The sequence below is a fragment of the Arthrobacter sp. efr-133-TYG-120 genome (assembly GCF_030209785.1).
Taxonomy (GTDB): domain Bacteria; phylum Actinomycetota; class Actinomycetes; order Actinomycetales; family Micrococcaceae; genus Arthrobacter.
Window position 1 is genome coordinate 194,971 of sequence record NZ_JARVRI010000010.1, and the last position, 17,856, is coordinate 212,826.

Here is a 17,856-nt window from a genome sequence, read left to right on the forward strand (position 1 = left end):
TCCATGGTTCGTAAAGTTGCATACCAAGGAGAGCCCGGCGCTAACTCCAACATCGCTTGCCTTCAGATGTTCCCGGCCATGGAGCCAGTACCGTGCCCCAGCTTCGAAGATGCTTTCGAACTAGTGAAATCCGGCGATGCGGACCTCGCCATGATTCCGATTGAGAACTCCATCGCCGGACGGGTTGCCGATATCCATGTCCTCCTCCCCGAATCCGGATTGCAGATTGTGGGCGAGCATTTTCTCAGGATCCGGTTCCACTTGCTGGGCATACCCGGAAGCACTCTCGAACAGGCGCAAGAAGTGCACAGCCACATTCATGCCCTTGGCCAGTGTAGAAAACTGATCCGGTCAATGGGGCTGAAACCGGTTGTTGCCGGAGACACCGCCGGCTCGGCACGGGAGGTCCGCGACTGGAATGACCCTTCCAAGGTCTCGCTGGCGCCTCCGCTCGCCGCCCAGATGTACGGGTTGGATGTCTTGGCGGAAGACGTCGAGGACGACGCCACCAACACGACGCGCTTTGTCGCCCTGTCCAGGGAACGACGGCAGCAAACCCGCGACGAGTTGCCCGGGCCCGTGATCACCAGCTTCGTCTTCCGGGTCAGGAATGTACCCTCGGCGCTGTACAAAGCCCTGGGTGGTTTCGCGACGAACGGCGTGAACATGACGCGCCTGGAAAGCTACATGGTGGGCAACGAGTTTGCTGCGACCACCTTCATGGCAGACGTTGAAGGTCACCCATCCGACACCCCCGTGCGCCTCGCGCTCGAGGAGCTGGAGTTCTTCACCGATGAGGTCAGGGTTCTCGGCGTATATGCTGCTGCTCCATACCGAAGCCAGGGGTTCACCAATTCCGGCAATCCAGGCACAACGCCTGCCGGCACTCCAAAGACCACTTTGTCGCTTTAGTGGCTACCCGTGCACGAGCATCGGAACGAACCACGCAATGATCACCGGAAGTTTGAGAACGGCGACTACGAAGTAGGCCGCGACTGCAAGCGCCCATGCCGCCCGCCGTCGTCGGGCCCCCACGACTTCCGTCCTGACAGCGTCGAAGGCCCGCTGAAGAGCGACGGCGTCCCTGGACGCCGCAGGCTGGCGGTGCCAGGTTCCCGGCAATGCGGCAACGGCGACAACGAGGGGGAGCTGCTCTGGAGTGAGGACGGGTTTGCGCCGGTTCAGCCAGCGCAGCAGCTGACCGTCTGTGAGCACAGGTGTTCACTGTGTACACCCCTGCCGGCCCGATCAACACATGATCAATGTCCGACGTGCCGGCCCCGACCGGAACCGCATGAAGGACTGTCCATTCGGGTCCCAGCCGCGCCAGAACCCGAGCCACCGCCAATTCCCCGACGGCGCCCGTGTACCACGGGCGGCTGTCTGCAGTTAAGGGTGTCGGCAATCCATAATTTCCACTCGTTCACCCATCCCTCGGCGACGGGCCACCACCCGCTACACGCACTCCGGGCGATACCCCGGATCTGCGGGGCCGCTCTGGAGAAGCGCGTTGGAGACGAGAGACCACACGTTCGGGTCGTTGGGAGATTGATCGTGTTCGAATGTGTCGAGCGGGCAGTAGTCCTGCAGAACAAGGTTGGACATTTGCTTGAGCGGCCCAACAAGAGCCTGGCTCGTATAGGGCGTCACGACCTCGTCGTAGCGGGTCGAGATCACTGTGTACGACGGCCCCGGCACGGCGTCGCCGATCGAATTGAGCTCGGTCATGAATGCCGAGCCGGCATGCTGGTCCGCGCAGGCCTGGCACAGGGTGCTCGTTGCGGTCGTGTCGAGAATCATCCCTGCGGGCGACGGCGCGATCAGGCCTTGGGTGCCATGGTTCGACGGCGCAATGCCAACCAAATGGTGCACATACTTGGCGCCGTCGAGGAAGCCGATGTAATAGCGCGGCATCATCCCACCTTGGCTGTGGCCGACGAGATCTACCTGCTTCGCACCCGTTGCGCCGAGAACTGAGCGAACGAACGTCGCAAGCTCAGCAGCGGAGTCCCGAATTGGCCCGCTGGCGGGGACACCGTTGACTACTCCGTAGTTGAGCGAGAAGACGCAGTACCCCTGATTCTTAAGTACGGGCGAGAACAGCGCCCAGTTCTTGTACATCGTCTCGAACGTCCCTGGGACGAGGACTACCGGGTACGGATGCACGCTCGACGGCTTGCACGTCCAGTCATTGGCTCCGGGCGGGTCCGGCGAGATCGAGTCGGCCTGAGCCGCGGGTGCGGCGAAGAGTCCAATCGTGAGCGCCGCAGCGGCGAGGACGGCGGTGAGTCGGAATCGGCGCATGGCCTTGCCTTTCTCCTGGCCGCGAACCCCTATGTCCGCGGCATCCCTAGCTACTTTGGGGTAACTTACCGCCGGGTTGCAATACCGTGCTGCAAACTTGAGAAAACGTGCACCCCGCTGGTCAACCCCGGACCGTATCGAATGCCAGACCAATCACCGACTGATCGTCCCGCCCTGATCCCAATCCTCTGGACGGGTAGGGCCAGCGGCGCCTAGGCTGGTTGTGTTGCCCCGGACCCCGGCAGCGCGTCTTCAGCGCATCCGAGGAGGCAACCACTTGCCCTTGACCAACCAGCCTTCACCGTCCGTGCCCGCGCTGACGATGCCGCCACGACCCGCTCCGCCAAGGGCACGGATCAACAAGGTCACGAGCAGCTATGCGGACCTCCTGAAATCCGTCCGGGAAGCGGGTCTGCTCCGGCGGTGCCGACGCTACTACCTCCTCCTGCTGACGACCCTGGCCGTGGTGGGGACAGGGATCTGGGTGGTGTTCTTCATCTTGGGAGACTCCTGGCTTCAGCTGGCCGTGGCAGGCGCCTCCGGCGTCGTCTTCACGCAGTTCGCCTTCCTCGGCCATGAAGCAGCCCATCAGCAAGTGTTTGCGTCCCGTTCCTCGAACGAGTGGACTGCACGCCTCATTGCCACCCTGGTGGTAGGCATGAGTTTCGCGTATTGGACCGACAAGCACTCGCGGCACCATGCCCGCCCGAACATGGTCAATCATGACCCGGACATCGCACAGGGTGTGGTTATCTTCCACAACGAAGTGCCAAGCAGCCGCGGAAGACTCGGCCGTGCCCTCGGCAAGCACCAAGGCTATTTGCTCTTCCCTTTGCTCTTGTTCCTCGGATGGACGCTGCATATTGACTCGTTGAAGTATTTGCTTCGGCGAGGGCCAGTGAAGTACCGGTGGCTTGAGATCGCCCTGCTGGGTCTGCACTTCGGTGCCTACGTCGGCCTGCTTTTCCTCGTCCTGTCCCCCGCGATCGCCGTCACATTCATCGTGGTACAGGTCGCCGTGTTCGGTCTCTACATGGGAGGAAGCTTCGCGCCGAATCATAAGGGGATGCCGATCCTGTCCGAAAACAGCCGGGTGGACTTCCTGACACGGCAGGTGGTCACGTCCCGCAACATCGCCGGAGGACGATTCGTGACCTTGCTCATGGGCGGGCTTAATCACCAAATAGAACACCACTTGTTCCCCGATATGCCCCGCCCGCACCTGCGAGAGGTCCGTCAGCTGGTCAAGGCGCACTGCGATGCCGAGGGGATCGCCTACACCGAAACGGGGCTGCTGCACTCGTACGCAATCGTGGTTCGCTACCTTAATACGGTAGGACTCGCGGCAGCGGATCCGTTCACCTGTCCAGTGGCCGGCGAATACCGGCGATAACCAGCGGCCGGCGGCACAGACCCGTCAGGAAGACCACGATGCTTGCCGCCGTTTCCGGTCCCAGACAGTCCACGCGATGAGTGCCGCAAAGACGATCACTTCCAGGCGGCGGCTGGGTCGAAGGTCAAGGGATGCCCCAGACCATCACGCACCAGCACGGCGATGCTAGGTCCGGGCAAGAAGCCTGGTCAACAGGAACCGCCAACGGCGCAGCGGCCGGGGTTCCAGCAAAAGAGATTGCCTCTCGCCGCGAAAGGCGGCGGGACCTACTGTGGAGCTATGGACGCCACAGCAGCTCACGCTTTTGCGATTCCGCCGGTATCAGTCCACCGCCCCACGACTGCCGTTGAAGACGTCATTACCCTCGTGGCCGGCGTTTGGCTCCTCACCGGAACCTATGTTGACGGCTGGGCGCACAACAACCTCCGCGACCTCGAGACGTTCTTCACTCCGTGGCACGCGATCCTCTACTCGGGCTTCGCGGCGTGCGCCCTCTGGATCGCCGCCCTGACCTGGCGCCGCCACGCACCCGGCACACGGTGGACCGAAGCCATCCCCGCCGGGTATGGGGCCGCGGCAGCCGGGGTCGTCCTCTTCCTCATCTCCGGGATGGCGGACTTCGCCTGGCATTCGGTGTTCGGCATCGAGCAGGGCCTCAAGGCGCTATTCAGCCCGTCCCATCTGGGGCTCGCCACGGGAGGCTTCCTCATCCTCGGCGCGCCGTTCTCCTCGGCATGGCACTCACCCGAACGGTCATGGCCGCGGCTGATACCAGCCGTCGCGAGCGCCATGCTCTCCGGCATGGTCGCGGCATTCATCCTGCAGGAATTCACGGTCTTCGCCCGTCACGGGCTCATCCAGACGTACATCTCCGCTCCCGGGGCGGAGCCCGCGGTGACGGTGCCGACGTCGTCGTCCATCATCGTGTCCTTGGGATCGTTCTTTGTCTCAACGGCTGTGCTTTTCGTGCCCGTCCTTTTGCTTTCGCTACGATGGCGCCTGCACGCCGCCGTGCCCGCGGCCATGGTGCTGCTGCCCTCGGTGGCCCTGCAGATCATGGTCGCGCTGCGTGACGCCTGGCTCGTTCCGGCGGCCGTCGCTGGAGCCGTCCTCGTTGGATTGCTGTGGGCCATGGTACGACCCCGCCCGACCAGCCACGCGCGGCTAATGATCGCGACAGGCCTCTCCCCCGTCGTGTTCTGGGCCCCGTACTTCGCCGGTGTGGCGGTCCACGACGGGGCACTGAGCTTCTCCCCTGAAATCTGGGGCGGGACGCTCGCCTGGACCGGACTGGAAATGCTCGCCCTCGCCGCGCTTACCCTCAAGATAGAAGCCACAGCGAGAACCATCCAGGCGTCACCGACTCACTGATTTGTCAGCTGTGCCGATCATTGCGCAGGGCTGATGTCCCTCACTGCCTGAGGTCGAGGGCTTCGAGCAATCGCTTCACCGAGCCGCCGAGGTTCCAGTCCGTTGCGACACGCTCGAGTTCAATGCGCGAGTCCCCGACGACGGGGCGCAGCAGCGCTCCCGCCTCGTCGAGCGTGGGCAGTGCGAGGTCGCGCACGACGTTCACAACAACGGGCGCAACAGCCAGATAATCGGCGGAAGCGGTGAGTTTCGTCCTTACAGGCGCGGACAGCCCGCTGCCTGGATCCCTCGCTGCAGCGAGCAACTGGTCGAGCGTGCCGTACGTCGCGAGCAACGACGCGGCCGCCTTTTCACCGATCCCGCCCACACCCGGCAGCCCGTCCGATGCGTCGCCGCGTAGCGTCGCGAAATCGGCGTACTGCTCGGGCAGCACTCGATATTTGCCCACGACGACGGCATCCGTCACGACCTCAAGGTTCTTCATGCCCCTCGCCGTGTAGATGACGCGCACCTGGCGGGCATCATCGACCACCTGGAACAGATCCCGGTCGCCCGTCACGACGTCGACGGGAACCCCGGCGTGGCTCGCGTAGCTGCCGATGACGTCGTCGGCTTCATGGGAGGCAGCCCCGACGACGGCGATCCCCGCAAGGCGGAGGACCTGCCGGATCATGGGAACCTGCAGCTGGAGCGCATCCGGTACCACTTCGACGTCGGGCGCACCCTCGACCGCCTCCGCCACCCGATGCGACTTGTACGTCGGGATGAGATCCACGCGCCACTTCGGGCGCCAGTCTTCGTCCCAGCACGCAACCAGATGTGTCGCCCCATAGTCGGTGGCGAGCCGCGCGATCATGTCCAGCAGACCGCGAACGGCGTTTACCGAGGTGCCATCGGCGCGGCGGATCGAATCGGGCACGCCGAAGAAGGCGCGAAAGTAGAGCGAGGCCGTATCAAGGAGCATCAGGCGGTGAGGCATAACCGATCCTTACATCCACTAGCGGCAAAGGGCAGGTGCTTTCCAGTTTCCCGGAGAAGCACCTGCCCTTGTGGGACGTGTTACTTCTTGGCGCGGCGGCGAATCACCGCTGTGGATGCCGCGCTCGCGGCCAAAGCGCCTGCGCCGACCAGCGACCATAGGATCAGGTTGGACTCTGCAACAGTGTTGGCCTCGCCGTTTGCTGTGCCAGCGGCGGTAACGCTGGAAACAGAAGCAAGTCCGGAATTGCCCTTGCCGTTGCTGCCGCCATGGTTGCCGCCCCCGTTATTGTTGCCTCCGCCGTTGCCGGAATTCACAACCACGGCTGCCCAGCGCCTGTTGCCGGACGTGGCGCCGACAGCGCCGATCATGTAGTTGCCGCCGTCGGTGAAGGTAATGGGCGTTGAGAAAGCGCCGGTGCCGTCAGCGATCACGTTGAAGTTGGACGGAGCGGGCCTCCCGCCGTCCGAAGCCTTCTTGCCGCCGGTTCGCTCGAACGTGATGTTGACTGTTTCGCCGGCGATGTAGCCGCTACCGGAGAAAGTGATGGATTCGCCGCGAGATATGGTTCCGTCAGAAACGGTTCCGTACTCATTGCCCGGCGCCGGGTAGGTTGTGGATGCTACGGCCGGCGCGGTGCCGGCCAGTACGATTGTTCCTGCAAGTGCAAGCGCTGCAATAGACTTCTTCATTTGTCCCCCCTGAGACGAATTACGGAATTCACGTGAATAGTGGGGAATATAGATCCCCTGCGATTGCGTGCTGAAATCCCAAATGTCTAGCCAGCGACGACGGTATCATCCACAGCTGCTCAGGTCGACAACGTAGTGCGGCAGCCCTTCATTTCTTTCCCTGAGCCGCTATTTGTGACGTGTCGCGCTGGGTGGCGGCCCAGCTGGCGAGGACTTTCAGTGCGTCCTCGGAGGGGGTCCCGGGGTCAGCCGTGTAGACGTTGATGCGCAGTCCCGGGTCTGCGGGAAGTTCCAGCGCTTCGAAGCTCAGGTCAAGGTCGCCGACGATCGGGTGGTGGAGGTGTTTGCGGCCGGCGCGGTGGTACTTCACGTCGTGACGGGCCCACCGCGTGCGGAACTCTTCGCTGCGGGTGGAGAGTTCACCGATCAGGTCCGTGAGGTCCCTGTCGTACGGGTTTTTTCCGGCGGTGGAGCGAAGGACCGCGACGATGTCGTCCGCTGCGCGTTCCCAATCGGCGAAGAACTCCCGCGCTTTGGGGTTCAGGAAAGTGAAGCGCGCGCTGTTCGGCGGAGTGGCCACCTCTGCCATCATGTCCAGATACAGGGCACGGCCCAGCTCGTTGGCGGCGAGGACATCCCCGCGATCGTTGCGAACCCAAGCCGGCGCTGCTGTAATCGCATCGATGACGCGTTGGACGCTCGGCCGCACTGTCTGCGGGCTGTGCTTGCGCCTCACCCTTGGGGACGCGGTGGCGGCACGGGCCAGGTCAAAAAGGTGGGCCGTTTCGGCGTCGTCGAGCTTCAACGCACGCGCGAGGGCTTCGAGGACACTGTCCGAGGCGCCGGAGAGGTTTCCGCGCTCAAGCCGTATGTAGTAGTCGATGCTCATCCCGGCGAGCATCGCGACTTCTTCGCGGCGCAGTCCGGTGACCCGCCGGTTGCCGCCGTATACGGGAAGCCCTGCCTCGTCCGGGGTGATCCTTGCCCGGCGGGAGGTCAGGAACCTCCGCACGTCCTCGCTGTGTGTCATGGCATCCACGCTACGCCGGGTCGATCGGCCAAGGGAGGCACTGGCGTTACCCGGAACGGCCGGGACTCCCAGCCGGTAAGGAATCACGGTTGCATGGAGAGCATGAAACCTGAACCCGCAACAGCCTCCCATCCGGGAGCGATCCTGGCGATCATCCTCCTCAGCTACTTCATGATCCTGCTGGACAACTCGGTCATCTTCACTGCCCTGCCGAGCCTGCAGGCGGAGCTGCGGCTCCCTGCTCACCGCGAGCTTCCCGGAAGGCCGTGAACGCACCCGGGCCGTTGCCTTGTACGGCGCTACCGCAGGCATCGGCGCCAGCCTGGGGCTGGTCATCGGCGGGGCGCTGGCACACTGGATCTCCTGGCGGGCTGGATTCTTCGTCAATGTACCCATCGGCGCGGCGATGATCGCACTCGCGCCGCGGTTCATCCCGGAATCAGGCCGGTCCCGCGGCCGCTTCGACGCCTTCGGCGCGCTCAGCGCCACCCTCGGTGTCGGCGCACTTGTATTCGGCATCATCAACACGGTCGACGCCGGCTGGAGCTCGCCGGTCACGGTCACCGCCGTCAGCGCCGGCGTCGTGCTCCTGGTCGTGTTCGTGCTGATCGAGCGTAGGGCGGCCCAGCCGGTCATGCCGCTGCGGCTGTTCGCGAGCCGCCGCCGAACCGGCGCCTATGTGGCCCGCTTCCTGTACTTGGGCGCGATGATCGGGTTCTTCTTCTTCACCACGCAGTTCCTGCAGGAAGTGCTCGGCTTCGACCCGCTGCAGGCCGGCCTCGGATTCCTCCCCATGACCGCGGTGAACTTCGCCGTAGCGATGGGCATCCCGCGGCTCATGGGCAAGTTGCCGGGTTCCATCCCGCTGGCGGCAGGGATTCTGATCACTCTTGCCGGGATGTTCTGGCTCAGCCGGGTCGGTGTCGACTCCGCGTACCTGACCGGGGTTGCCCTGCCGATGGTCCTCATCGGCGCGGGACAGGGTCTCGCGTTTGCGCCCCTGACCTCGTTCGGCATCATCGGAGCCCCCGCGTTCGACGCCGGCGCGGCATCCGGCCTGGTGAACACCTTCCACCAGGTCGGCACTTGCCTGGGGCTTGGCATCGCAGTCGCTGCCGCGGCGACGGTACCGACCACGAGTTCCGCCGTGGCGCACCTGGCCGCCCAGGTCGGCGCCGCCCTCACGACAGGCAGCATTCTCCTGCTCCTCGCCCTGGCCGTTACAGCGGCCCTCATCCTTCCCGCGGACCTGGCCGCCCGCCGCGCCGGGGCCCGCCGGGAAGTTGCGCCGGCGCCGCAACTCGAAACCGCGCGCTGAATTTCCGGACCACCCGTTTCAAAGGGGGTACTGACGTGCCCTCCCACATCCGCGCACACCTGAATACCGTGAAAGGCATGGACATGGAACTTACTCTCAACAACGGCGTCACAATGCCAGCCCTGGGCCTGGGCGTCTTTCAAAGCGCCCCGGAGCAAACGACGGCGGCAGTCGAGGCCGCGCTGGCCACCGGCTACCGGCACATCGACACCGCCGCCGCGTATGGCAACGAACGGGAAGTCGGCGAAGGCATCCGCCGCTCGGGCCTGGATGCGGCAGAGGTCTTCATCGAGACCAAGGTCTGGGTCAGTGACTATGGCTACGACCAGACCCTGCATGCCTGGGACAAAGCGACGGGCAAGCTCGGCGTCGACTACGTGGACCTGCTCATCCTGCACCAGCCCGCACCCGACCGGTTCGAGAAAACCATCGCCGCATACAAAGCACTGGAAACCCTGCTCGCCGACGGGCGCGTGCGGGCGATCGGCGTCAGCAACTTCATGCCCCACCACCTGACGCAACTGCTCGACTCGACCGGCGTCGTCCCGGCCGTGAACCAGATCGAACTCCACCCGTACTTCACCCAGCCGGACGTCCAAGCCGCCGACGCCGAACATGGTGTCATCACCCAGGCCTGGTCGCCCATCGGAGGGATCACCTTCTACCCAGGATGGGGAGGCCAGGAGCGGCGGAACGTCATGCAAGACCCGGCAATCGCCACCATCGCACGGACGCACGGCAAGAGTCCGGCCCAGGTCATGCTCCGGTGGCACCTCCAGCAAGGCCGCTCAGCGATCCCGAAATCGACCAACCCGGCACGCATCGCCGAAAACTTCGATGTCTTTGACTTCGAACTTAGTGCCGCCGAACTCGCCGCCATCGACGCGCTCGACACCGGCAACCGCAGCGGCCCGGACCCGGACGAAGCCCGCGAGGAACGCTTCTCCATGGTCATCCCCGAAGCCTAAAACAGAGACAAGGACCCACAGCTACGGAGCCCACGAAGTGACGCCCGGGGCCAGGCGAAGGTGATCGATGTGACCCAGCACAGTGGTAGATACGGCCGCTTCCGAGGCCGCCGAGAAGGGGCCGAACCGCCCCTCAACGGCCCACCGGGTTTCCTCTTCTATCAAATCGGCGTTGATCCGTGCGCCGGTCATCACGCCCTCGGACGCCGCGGTGATCACTTGGGCCATCACATTGGAGACATTGCCCGCTGCATACACGCCCTGGACGGCCGTCGCACCAGTAGCATCGGTCTCGATAAACCGCCCCACCCCCATGGGGTGCACCTGGGTACTTAGTCCGAGTGATTCCAGCAGCGCGGACCTGGCCTCCATCCGTGTACCGACAGCCACGGCCTGTATGTCGAATGAGGAACCCTGGCGGAGCGTGAGACCCGTGAGGACCCCGTTGACAGCGTCCACTGAGGCCACGGCGCCGTCGACGACTGTTACGGACCGGGCACTGAGCTTGTCCCACTCTTCCTCGGTGGGTTCCACGGTGTCATTGAGGAAAAGGGTGATATCAGGGGACCACTGCCTGAACAACAGTGCCTGATGGACGGACATTGCTCCGGTACCCAGCACGCCGATCCTTTTCCCGCGGATTTCCCAGCCATGGCAATAGGGGCAGTGCACAACGCCCTTCCCCCATTGCTCCCGCAGGCCGTCGATGGGAGGCAGCCCGTCCGTCAGGCCAGTGGTGACCAGAAGGCGCCTGCACGAAAACCGGCGGGTATCACTGAGCGTCACCTCGAATCCGTCGGTAGTGCGCCGTGCCGAAACGGCCTCGGCGTCAATGACAGTTCCTCCGTAGGAGAGCACTTCGTTGCGTCCGATCGACAGGAGTTCCCGGGGGTTCATGCCGTCCCGTGAAAGATAGCCATGCACACCCGCCGCAGGTGCATTGCGTGGTGTTCCGGAATCGATCACCAGCACCGAGCGAAGCGCGCGGCTCAGCGTCGTGGCCGCGCTGAGTCCCGCAATGCCGCCCCCGATAATTACGACGTCATGCCGTGTGGTGTCCATACTGATTCGCCCTTCATGGTGTCCTGAAAGTCCGCAGCCAGCGTCCTTGGGTGCTTAGACAAGCTTTCATCTCGCGTGGGAAATCTGGCAAACTCTTTTGCTGTTATGGCAAACTATGGGTATGGCAAATGAGCTTGATGATGTTCTCGGGGCTGTCGGGCCCCGGCTTAGGGCACTCCGCACGGAACGGGATCTCACCCTCGGAGAGGTGTCCTCTGCATCCGGAGTGTCGGTGAGCACCTTGTCCCGGCTCGAATCCGGCCAACGCAGGCCAAACCTCGAAATCCTGCTGCCCCTTGCGAGGTTGTACGGTGTTCCCCTTGATGATCTGGTCGGCGCCCCGCCCACCGGAGATCCGAGAATTCACCTGCGGCCCATCGCCCATGGCGGCATGACGGCTGTTCCCCTCACGCGCCGGCCGGGCGGTTTGCAGGCCTTCAAGATGGTGCTCGCAGGTGATGCCCGTGGGTCCGAGCCCGATCCGCGAGTTCACGAAGGCTACGAATGGCTTTACATCCTCAACGGACGGCTGCGCCTGGTGCTGGGCGACAACGACTTTGAACTCCGCGCAGGAGAAGCCGCGGAATTCGACACCCGCACGCCGCACTGGTTCGCCAGCGCCGACGGGAAACCCGTCGAATTCATCAGCTTGTTTGGACAGCAGGGCGAGCGGATGCACGTACGCGCCCGCCCCAAGCCGTCATAGCGACCAAGCAACGGCCCTTCTGAACGCCTAAGGTCGGTGGCTGGTATCCGGGCCGGTTTGGGGGTGTCTGGTGGACACTGCCACCGGCCGCCGCGGCTGCGTAGCGTGGTGGATGTGGACAGAAAAGACGAAATCCGTGAATTCCTGATCTCGCGTCGAGCGAAGATCAGCCCGGAAGAGGCCGGCATCCCCACCTACAGGGAACTGCGCCGGGTGCCGGGACTGCGCCGTGAGGAAGTGGCGCATCTGGCGGGGGTGAGCACGGACTATTACACCCGCCTGGAACGCGGCAGCGTCCGCGGCGTCTCGAACGCCGTGCTCGAGGCCGTGGCATCTGCCCTTCAGTTGGACGAGGCCGAGCGGGCACACCTGATGGACCTGGCAAGGACGGCCAACGCATCGTCGCCGCGGGCGGCACGCCGGCCACCGCAGCAGAGAGTCCGCCCCGGAGTGCTGCGTCTACTGGACGGGATGACCGGAGCGGTCGCGATCGTCCAGAACGGCCGCTCGGACGTGCTGGCCGCGAACCTTCTGGGCCGGGCGCTGTACGGGCCCGTGTTCAGCTCCGCGGCGCAGTTCAACCCGGCAGGACAGTCCAACCCAGCCGCACAGTCCAATCCCGCCGGACGGTCGGGACCGGACACTTCGGCCCGCTTGCCGAACCAGGCGCGCTATCTCTTCCTCGATCCGGGCGCGGGTGACTTCTACCCTGACTGGCGCGCGGTCGCGGCGACCACAGTCGCGATGTTGCGCCTGGAATCGGGGCGGAACCCCGATGACCGGGCGCTGAACGAGCTGGTCGGGGAGCTGACGACGCGCAGCGGGCTGTTCGCGGCCCTGTGGGCCGGGCACGACGTGCGGATCCACACCGCGGGCACCAAGCGTTTCCACCACCCGCTCGCCGGGGACATGTCCCTGCAGTTCGAGACGCTGGACCTTCCCGGCGACGAGGGTCAGACCCTGTTCACCTTCACCGCGGAGCCTGGCTCCGCGTCCGAGAACGCGCTGGCGTTCCTCGCCAGCTGGGCGGCGTCGCCTCCCGAAACCACCACCGGCGGCCCCGCCGGTGGATCCGCCACTCCTGGCCAGCGCTCCCCCGCGCGGCCGGGAACACCCACCCCAGGAAAGACAGAACCATGAGTCAGCAGAATGACCAGACAGGACAGAAGGAAGACATGACCGGGAAAAAAGTCTGGTTCATCACCGGAGCCGGCCGCGGCATGGGCACCGACATCGCGAAAGCGGCCCTCGCCGCCGGCCACGCGGTCGTCGCCACCGGCCGCAACCCCGAAAAAGTCGCCCACGCCATCGGCGAAAACGAAGCCCTGCTGGCCGTGAAGCTGGACGTCACCGACCCCGCCGCCGCGGAAGCGGCCATCCAGGCCGCCGTCGACCGCTTCGGCCGGATCGACGTGCTCGTCAACAACGCCGGCAACTTCTACGCCGGGTTCTTCGAAGAAATCACCCCCGAAGACTTCCGGGCACAGATCGAAACCACCATGTTCGGGCCCATGAACGTCACCCGAGCGGCACTGCCGGTCCTGCGCGCCCAACGCTCGGGCCTGGTCATCACGATCTCCTCAACCGCCGGCATCGCCGGCGGGGAATTCCTGACCGCCTACGCCGCGTCCAAGTTCGGTATCGAAGGCTGGGCCGAGTCCCTCGCCCCCGAAATCGCACCGTTCGGGATCCGCACCATGCTCGTCGAGCCCGGATTCTTCCGCACCGAACTGCTCACCCCCGAATCCACACGCTACGCCGAATCCACCATCGGCGACTACGCCCAACGCACCGAACAAACCGTCACCTCATGGAAGAGCATGAACGGCCTGCAGGGCGGAGACCCCGCCAAACTCGCCGACGCCCTCATCCGACTCGCCGAACTGGAGCAGCCACCACTGCGCTTCGCCGCCGGAGCCGACGCGGTCGGACTATTCGACTCCCGCGCCAAGGAACTCCAGGACCAAGCCAACGCCCACCGCGAACTCTCCAGCAACCTCGCCCATGACGCCTAACATCATCAACTGGCATGAGTCTTACGTCGGCGTTGAACTTTAGACCCGCCGCGTCCTGCAACGCGATGAGTCCCGCGGCCGGGTTGGCCGCGGGACTCATTCCGTGGAGTTCGTGGGTGGCTCCTCAGGCTGTGCGCACTTGCCCGGTGGTGATAGGCGAAGGCCGGAAGCCCTTGACCGCCATCCAGATGCCCAGCGACAACTCCCAAACGAAGATCGGCAAGGTTGCGAGTCCCGACCACACCGAGATCCCTTGGTTGATACCGAACATCGTTGAGATCGTCGACGAAAGCAGCAGCGGGCCGCCGATCAGTCCAAGGAGGGGAATGATGCGCGGAACGAGCCCCGAACGGTACATCAAGTACCCAAGCAGCAGCCCGCTCACGCCCGGAACCAGGCTCGGTCCGAGAATGAACGTCCAGTCACGCACCGCCACGAGCGCTTGGCCCACGGGAACCAAGGCAGGGTCCGCTCCCCCGTTCTGGCGCAAAGTGACCACAGCCAGGAGACTGACGACGCCGATCACGATGACCGCGGCTTCAAACATCCGGGCGGTGACGAAGCCCAGCGCGATGCCCTCGTTCTGCCGTTTGACGACGGGAAACAGTGCGACGGCGGTGCCCACCGCCGACAGCGCGTTGACGAGATCGAGGAAGCAGCCGAAGATGACGGTCGAGTCGGCGCCGGGGCCCGTGATGTAATGCGGGTCGTTCAGGACAGGGGAAATCAGGAACAGCGCCGGGATCGAACTAGCGAAGGTCACAAGGTACAGGATGCCTGCGACCATCGCGGTCTTCCGCAGCGGGTCCATCCGGACATGGCCAGTTGTTGGTGTCGGGGTTTGGGTGATGGTTTTCATGGTGTGGTCCTTCTTTGAGTCGAAGATGCGAGAGGTCGACGCCGGCTGGCTGGGTTGCGTGGTTCCGGCTTGGTTGACTGCCAAGAGCGGTAGCGCCAAGTCGCGGAGCTTTTGCAGCAGACCGTGGAGCGCGGCTTGGTCGACGTTCCGGGTGCGGATGACGGTGGTCCCGTCGCGTTCGTTGATGAGGCTCAGTCCTTCGAACCAAGCGGCCCAGCGGGAATCAAGATGGCCTTTGACGCGGACTTCGTACTCGACGGACGTGTCTTCCCGGCCCACCGATCTCGCGTTCATCGCCCCTCCTTCTGCCTTAGTGGATTTCAGCCGCCTCTGCGGATGACTTCCTTTAGCTTTGAAGGTAGAAGGAGATGTGGTGAGCAGGGATCACCACATCTGGTGATTGATGTGGTGATCTTTTCGCGACAAGAGATCCAGCTCCTCGGCCCGGCGCACGGCCGAGCGGCGGTTGTTCGCGCCAAGCTTGGCGTAGATGTTTTTTGTGTGTGTCCGGAGGGTGTTGAGGGAGATAGTCAACTCGCGCGCGATGTCCGGGCCGTCGAGCTCCGAGGAAAGAAGCCGAAGCACTTGCAGCTCGCGTTCACTTAAGGGCTCGAGTAAGCGCTGCCGTGCCGGGGTGCTGCCCGATTTGGCCCCGAACGACTCCAATAGCCGGCCCGCGTAGTCTGGGGCACTCCCCTGTTTCAGGACCGCATCCAGCAAGTTGGCCATAGCCTCACCCTCGTTGACGAACACCGAAACGTAGCCCTCTTGTTCGGCGAGCGTTACCGCGCGTCGCAGCGTTGCCACCGCCCCGCCGTCGTCCGCTTCCTTTTGGTGTGCAAGTGCCATAAGAACCAGAAGTTCGACGACGGTCCCCGTCCTGCCACCTTCTTCCGCCGCCCGCAGGAGACGGTCAAGCAGCCCGATCGCCCGGCCGGCAGAGTCCTCGGACCGCCCTGTCCCGTGCTGGGCGACGAGTGCCCTCACCAAGGTGATGTGCTCGAACTCTTTCAAGTAGGAGAGCTCATCTTTGGCGGAAATGCCGCGCTCACGCGCCCAGCGGAGAGCGTCGGATGTCCTTCCCTGCGAGATCCACATCCGCGCCCGCGCGGCCGCGACCGGATGCACCTCGGGAAAGAAGTCGCCGACGTAGAGGCGCTCCGCGTCGTCGAGTTGCTCAAGCGCGCCGTCCACGTCCCCTCCCGCTTGGAGGACCAGGGCCATCGCGACCCGCGAGCGGTACGGGTTTTGGGGCAGCCCGGCATCCTCGCCGAGCTTCTGGCTGGTCAGCAGGTGCTGCCTTGCGACGTCGGGTTCGCCGCGTTCAAGAAAGAGCATGCTCATTCCTACGTGCATGTCGGCCATTCCCCGGAGCGTTTGCTCCGGGTGCCTTCCGGCGAGCTCAAGACCTCGCTGATAGATGGCCATTGCGTCGCGGAGCCGGCCTTGGGTAATCCGGATGTCGGCCAAAGCGATGGAGCAACCGAGCATGTCCGAGTGGTGCCCGGCCCTTTCAAGGTTGGAATAGGAATCGGACCAGAGGCGGTGCGCTACCTCCAGTTCGCCATTCGTCCAGTGACCGATCGCCAAGAGCCCGGATGCTGCTCCGCGCTCAAGATGATCGTCCTTCCCGACAAGGCCGAGCGCGGTAGCCGCGTGCGTCATTGCCCCGGTGGTGTCCCCGCTTGCAAGCGCCTGCGCGGCACGGTAGATCGCGATCGAACTGGTGAGGTTGCCGCCGTCGCGGCCTTCCGCCGTCGTACCTACCCAATGCTCTGCCTCCTCGAGGCGGGCGTCGACACCGGTGAGCTCGCCGCTCGCGAGGAGCGCCCCCGCGTAGGCGACGCCCAGCCCGGGCCGCGCGTGTATGAGTTCGCCGGGGAGCGCTTCGAGCCAACGGCTCAGCGTGGCTTCCTGGCGGTCCTTGCGCAGGGCAGGGATCGCGAGCTCTATCAGGTCCGCGGCCCGCTCGAAGTCCTGGGCGGCCAGTGCGTGGCGGATAGCTTCCGGAATGTCGCCGTTTTGTTCGTGCCAGAGGCTCGCGCGCTCGTGCAGTTCGTGAATGCGGCCTGGCTGCTCGTCCATGAGACGCGCCCGCAGCACGTCGGCGAAGAGGTGGTGATAGCGGTACCACCAGCGTCGGTCGTCGAGCGGAACCACGAACAGGTTCCCCCGATCGAGCGCCTCGAGCATTGCTTTTCCGGTGTTTTGGCCGGTCACAGCGTCGCAAAGTTGACCGTTGAGCCGGTTCAGGATGGAGGTCTGCAGCAAGAAATTCCGGACATCGTCGGGCTGGCGCTGGAGTACCTCTTCCGCGAGGTAATCGACGACGTACCGGTCATCACCTGCGAAACCCGCGATGAAGCCGGCAACGTCGCCCCTTCCCTGCATCGAGAGCGCCGCCAATTGGAGCGCGGCGATCCAGCCCTCCGCCCGCCCTTCGAGGGCGGCGATATCCTGCGCGGTGAGACCCAGTCCCATCACGGCGTTGAAGTAGGTGCCAGCTTCCTCCAGGGTGAAGCGGAGATCGGCGGCACGGATCTCGAGGAGCCTGCCGCGTGCCCTGAGTCGCGGGAGCGGCAAGGCTGGATCGGCACGGCTCGCGATGACCAGTTGCAGCTGCGCGGGCAGGTTCTCTACGAGAAAGGCCAGAGCCTCCTGCACGCCCTGATTGTCGATGACATGGTAATCGTCGAGCACCAACGTAAACCTGTCCTGACCACCCTGTAACTCGTTGATCAGGGTGGTCAGGAAGTCTTCAGTGCTCGATTGCGTGGACCGGAGTGCAGCGAGTGCTCTAGCGCCGATTCCGGGAGACGCCTTGTCCAGGGCAGCCACAAGGTAGGTCCAGAAGAGCACGGGATCGTTGTCCCGTTGGTCGAGTGAGAGCCAGGCGTGCGATCGGCCAGTGGCGGGCGAATCTGCCAGCCACTCGGCCAGCACCGTTGTTTTCCCGAAGCCGGCGGGAGCTGAAATGAGGATCAGCGTTTGCTCATCGGCCTGGCCCAGACGGCTGATCAGCCTGGGGCGGGCCACGAGGGCGCTCCGTGGCCCGGGAACGTGAAGTTTGGTCTCGAGCAATGGACCTGCCATCACGGACCTCCCTCGAGAGCCGGTCACTTTGCCTCGGCCCGGTGATCCCAGTGTAGTGCCGGTGAG

The 17,856-nt window shown here is 64.5% G+C and carries 17 protein-coding genes and 1 pseudogene; 9 read left to right on the forward strand and 9 right to left on the reverse strand.

Annotated features, from left to right (window positions below; translation table 11 throughout):
• Window positions 1-3: 3 nt before the first annotated feature.
• Window positions 4-912, forward strand: a complete 909-nt coding sequence (locus QRN51_RS06660) for a prephenate dehydratase (protein WP_284989247.1) — start codon at window positions 4-6, stop codon at window positions 910-912.
• Window positions 913-915: 3 nt separating this feature from the next.
• Here QRN51_RS06660 and QRN51_RS06665 read toward each other — a convergent pair whose 3' ends face one another.
• The 3 genes and pseudogenes from QRN51_RS06665 to QRN51_RS06670 all read right to left on the reverse strand — a co-directional run bounded on the left by QRN51_RS06665 (window position 916) and on the right by QRN51_RS06670 (window position 2,304).
• Entirely contained in the window at window positions 916-1,215 is a 300-nt protein-coding gene (locus QRN51_RS06665) for a hypothetical protein (protein WP_284989153.1), read from the reverse strand.
• 49 nt (window positions 1,216-1,264) lie between these two features.
• A pseudogene (locus QRN51_RS23230) lies at window positions 1,265-1,342 on the reverse strand (nuclease-related domain-containing protein); the annotation flags it as partial.
• A 113-nt stretch (window positions 1,343-1,455) separates the two neighbouring features.
• A complete protein-coding gene (locus QRN51_RS06670; RefSeq protein ID WP_284989154.1) occupies window positions 1,456-2,304 on the reverse strand; it encodes an esterase/lipase family protein in 849 nt (282 codons plus the stop codon).
• Between the two features lie 283 nt (window positions 2,305-2,587).
• On the opposite strand from QRN51_RS06670, the gene QRN51_RS06675 reads away from it, so the two are divergent.
• Window positions 2,588-3,697: a fatty acid desaturase family protein gene (locus QRN51_RS06675; protein WP_284989155.1), complete on the forward strand. Its 1,110-nt coding sequence runs from the start codon at window positions 2,588-2,590 to the stop codon at window positions 3,695-3,697.
• A gap of 279 nt (window positions 3,698-3,976) precedes the next feature.
• Window positions 3,977-5,068: a hypothetical protein gene (locus tag QRN51_RS06680; RefSeq protein ID WP_284989156.1), complete on the forward strand. Its 1,092-nt coding sequence runs from the start codon at window positions 3,977-3,979 to the stop codon at window positions 5,066-5,068.
• A gap of 40 nt (window positions 5,069-5,108) precedes the next feature.
• On the opposite strand, the gene QRN51_RS06685 is transcribed toward QRN51_RS06680, so the two are convergent.
• The 3 genes from QRN51_RS06685 to QRN51_RS06695 all read right to left on the reverse strand — a co-directional run bounded on the left by QRN51_RS06685 (window position 5,109) and on the right by QRN51_RS06695 (window position 7,769).
• Window positions 5,109-6,047 carry a 5'-3' exonuclease gene (locus tag QRN51_RS06685; protein WP_284989157.1) on the reverse strand — a complete coding sequence of 313 codons (939 nt, stop codon included), beginning with the start codon at window positions 6,045-6,047 and terminating at the stop codon, window positions 5,109-5,111.
• 80 nt (window positions 6,048-6,127) lie between these two features.
• Complete coding sequence (locus tag QRN51_RS06690) at window positions 6,128-6,739, reverse strand: hypothetical protein (protein WP_284989158.1); 612 nt, start codon at window positions 6,737-6,739, stop codon at window positions 6,128-6,130.
• 148 nt (window positions 6,740-6,887) lie between these two features.
• Complete coding sequence (locus QRN51_RS06695; protein ID WP_284989159.1) at window positions 6,888-7,769, reverse strand: helix-turn-helix transcriptional regulator; 882 nt, start codon at window positions 7,767-7,769, stop codon at window positions 6,888-6,890.
• 93 nt (window positions 7,770-7,862) lie between these two features.
• Here QRN51_RS06695 and QRN51_RS06700 point away from each other — a divergent pair, with 93 nt between their 5' ends.
• The 3 genes from QRN51_RS06700 (at window position 7,863) to QRN51_RS06710 (ending at window position 10,055) form a co-directional block, all read left to right on the forward strand.
• Window positions 7,863-8,039 (forward strand): hypothetical protein, encoded by a 177-nt coding sequence (locus QRN51_RS06700; protein WP_253257341.1) that lies wholly within the window; start codon window positions 7,863-7,865, stop codon window positions 8,037-8,039.
• Window positions 8,040-8,058: 19 nt separating this feature from the next.
• Window positions 8,059-9,087: an MFS transporter gene (locus tag QRN51_RS06705; protein ID WP_284989160.1), complete on the forward strand. Its 1,029-nt coding sequence runs from the start codon at window positions 8,059-8,061 to the stop codon at window positions 9,085-9,087.
• A gap of 83 nt (window positions 9,088-9,170) precedes the next feature.
• Complete coding sequence (locus QRN51_RS06710) at window positions 9,171-10,055, forward strand: aldo/keto reductase (protein WP_284989161.1); 885 nt, start codon at window positions 9,171-9,173, stop codon at window positions 10,053-10,055.
• A 21-nt stretch (window positions 10,056-10,076) separates the two neighbouring features.
• Here QRN51_RS06710 and QRN51_RS06715 read toward each other — a convergent pair whose 3' ends face one another.
• A complete protein-coding gene (locus QRN51_RS06715) occupies window positions 10,077-11,117 on the reverse strand; it encodes an NAD(P)/FAD-dependent oxidoreductase (protein WP_284989162.1) in 1,041 nt (346 codons plus the stop codon).
• A gap of 121 nt (window positions 11,118-11,238) precedes the next feature.
• On the opposite strand from QRN51_RS06715, the gene QRN51_RS06720 reads away from it, so the two are divergent.
• From QRN51_RS06720 to QRN51_RS06730, 3 genes are all read left to right on the forward strand, one after another.
• Complete coding sequence (locus QRN51_RS06720) at window positions 11,239-11,823, forward strand: helix-turn-helix domain-containing protein (RefSeq protein ID WP_284989163.1); 585 nt, start codon at window positions 11,239-11,241, stop codon at window positions 11,821-11,823.
• A gap of 114 nt (window positions 11,824-11,937) precedes the next feature.
• On the forward strand, window positions 11,938-12,963 hold the full coding sequence (locus QRN51_RS06725; RefSeq protein WP_284989164.1) for a helix-turn-helix transcriptional regulator: 1,026 nt from the start codon (window positions 11,938-11,940) through the stop codon (window positions 12,961-12,963).
• The gene (locus QRN51_RS06730) at window positions 12,960-13,838 is read left to right on the forward strand and encodes an SDR family oxidoreductase (RefSeq protein ID WP_284989165.1); all 879 of its coding nucleotides are present in this window, start codon (window positions 12,960-12,962) and stop codon (window positions 13,836-13,838) included. Before QRN51_RS06725 ends, QRN51_RS06730 begins: the two co-directional genes overlap by 4 nt.
• Window positions 13,839-13,962: 124 nt before the next feature.
• Here the strand turns inward: QRN51_RS06730 and QRN51_RS06735 are convergent, their stop codons facing one another.
• Window positions 13,963-14,991, reverse strand: coding sequence for a DUF4386 domain-containing protein (locus QRN51_RS06735; RefSeq protein WP_284989166.1), 1,029 nt, complete (start codon window positions 14,989-14,991; stop codon window positions 13,963-13,965).
• Window positions 14,992-15,081: 90 nt separating this feature from the next.
• Complete coding sequence (locus tag QRN51_RS06740; RefSeq protein WP_284989167.1) at window positions 15,082-17,790, reverse strand: winged helix-turn-helix domain-containing protein; 2,709 nt, start codon at window positions 17,788-17,790, stop codon at window positions 15,082-15,084.
• Window positions 17,791-17,856: the final 66 nt, after the last annotated feature.

Coding starts and splice junctions, on each gene's coding strand:
- QRN51_RS06660 (WP_284989247.1), top strand. CDS start 4: ATGGTTCGTAAAGTTGCATACCAAGGAGAGCCCGGCGCTAACTCCAAC.
- QRN51_RS06670 (WP_284989154.1), bottom strand. CDS start 2,304: ATGCGCCGATTCCGACTCACCGCCGTCCTCGCCGCTGCGGCGCTCACG.
- QRN51_RS06680 (WP_284989156.1), top strand. CDS start 3,977: ATGGACGCCACAGCAGCTCACGCTTTTGCGATTCCGCCGGTATCAGTC.
- QRN51_RS06685 (WP_284989157.1), bottom strand. CDS start 6,047: ATGCCTCACCGCCTGATGCTCCTTGATACGGCCTCGCTCTACTTTCGC.
- QRN51_RS06690 (WP_284989158.1), bottom strand. CDS start 6,739: ATGAAGAAGTCTATTGCAGCGCTTGCACTTGCAGGAACAATCGTACTG.
- QRN51_RS06695 (WP_284989159.1), bottom strand. CDS start 7,769: ATGACACACAGCGAGGACGTGCGGAGGTTCCTGACCTCCCGCCGGGCA.
- QRN51_RS06700 (WP_253257341.1), top strand. CDS start 7,863: ATGGAGAGCATGAAACCTGAACCCGCAACAGCCTCCCATCCGGGAGCG.
- QRN51_RS06710 (WP_284989161.1), top strand. CDS start 9,171: ATGGAACTTACTCTCAACAACGGCGTCACAATGCCAGCCCTGGGCCTG.
- QRN51_RS06715 (WP_284989162.1), bottom strand. CDS start 11,117: ATGGACACCACACGGCATGACGTCGTAATTATCGGGGGCGGCATTGCG.
- QRN51_RS06720 (WP_284989163.1), top strand. CDS start 11,239: ATGGCAAATGAGCTTGATGATGTTCTCGGGGCTGTCGGGCCCCGGCTT.
- QRN51_RS06730 (WP_284989165.1), top strand. CDS start 12,960: ATGAGTCAGCAGAATGACCAGACAGGACAGAAGGAAGACATGACCGGG.
- QRN51_RS06735 (WP_284989166.1), bottom strand. CDS start 14,991: ATGAACGCGAGATCGGTGGGCCGGGAAGACACGTCCGTCGAGTACGAA.
- QRN51_RS06740 (WP_284989167.1), bottom strand. CDS start 17,790: ATGGCAGGTCCATTGCTCGAGACCAAACTTCACGTTCCCGGGCCACGG.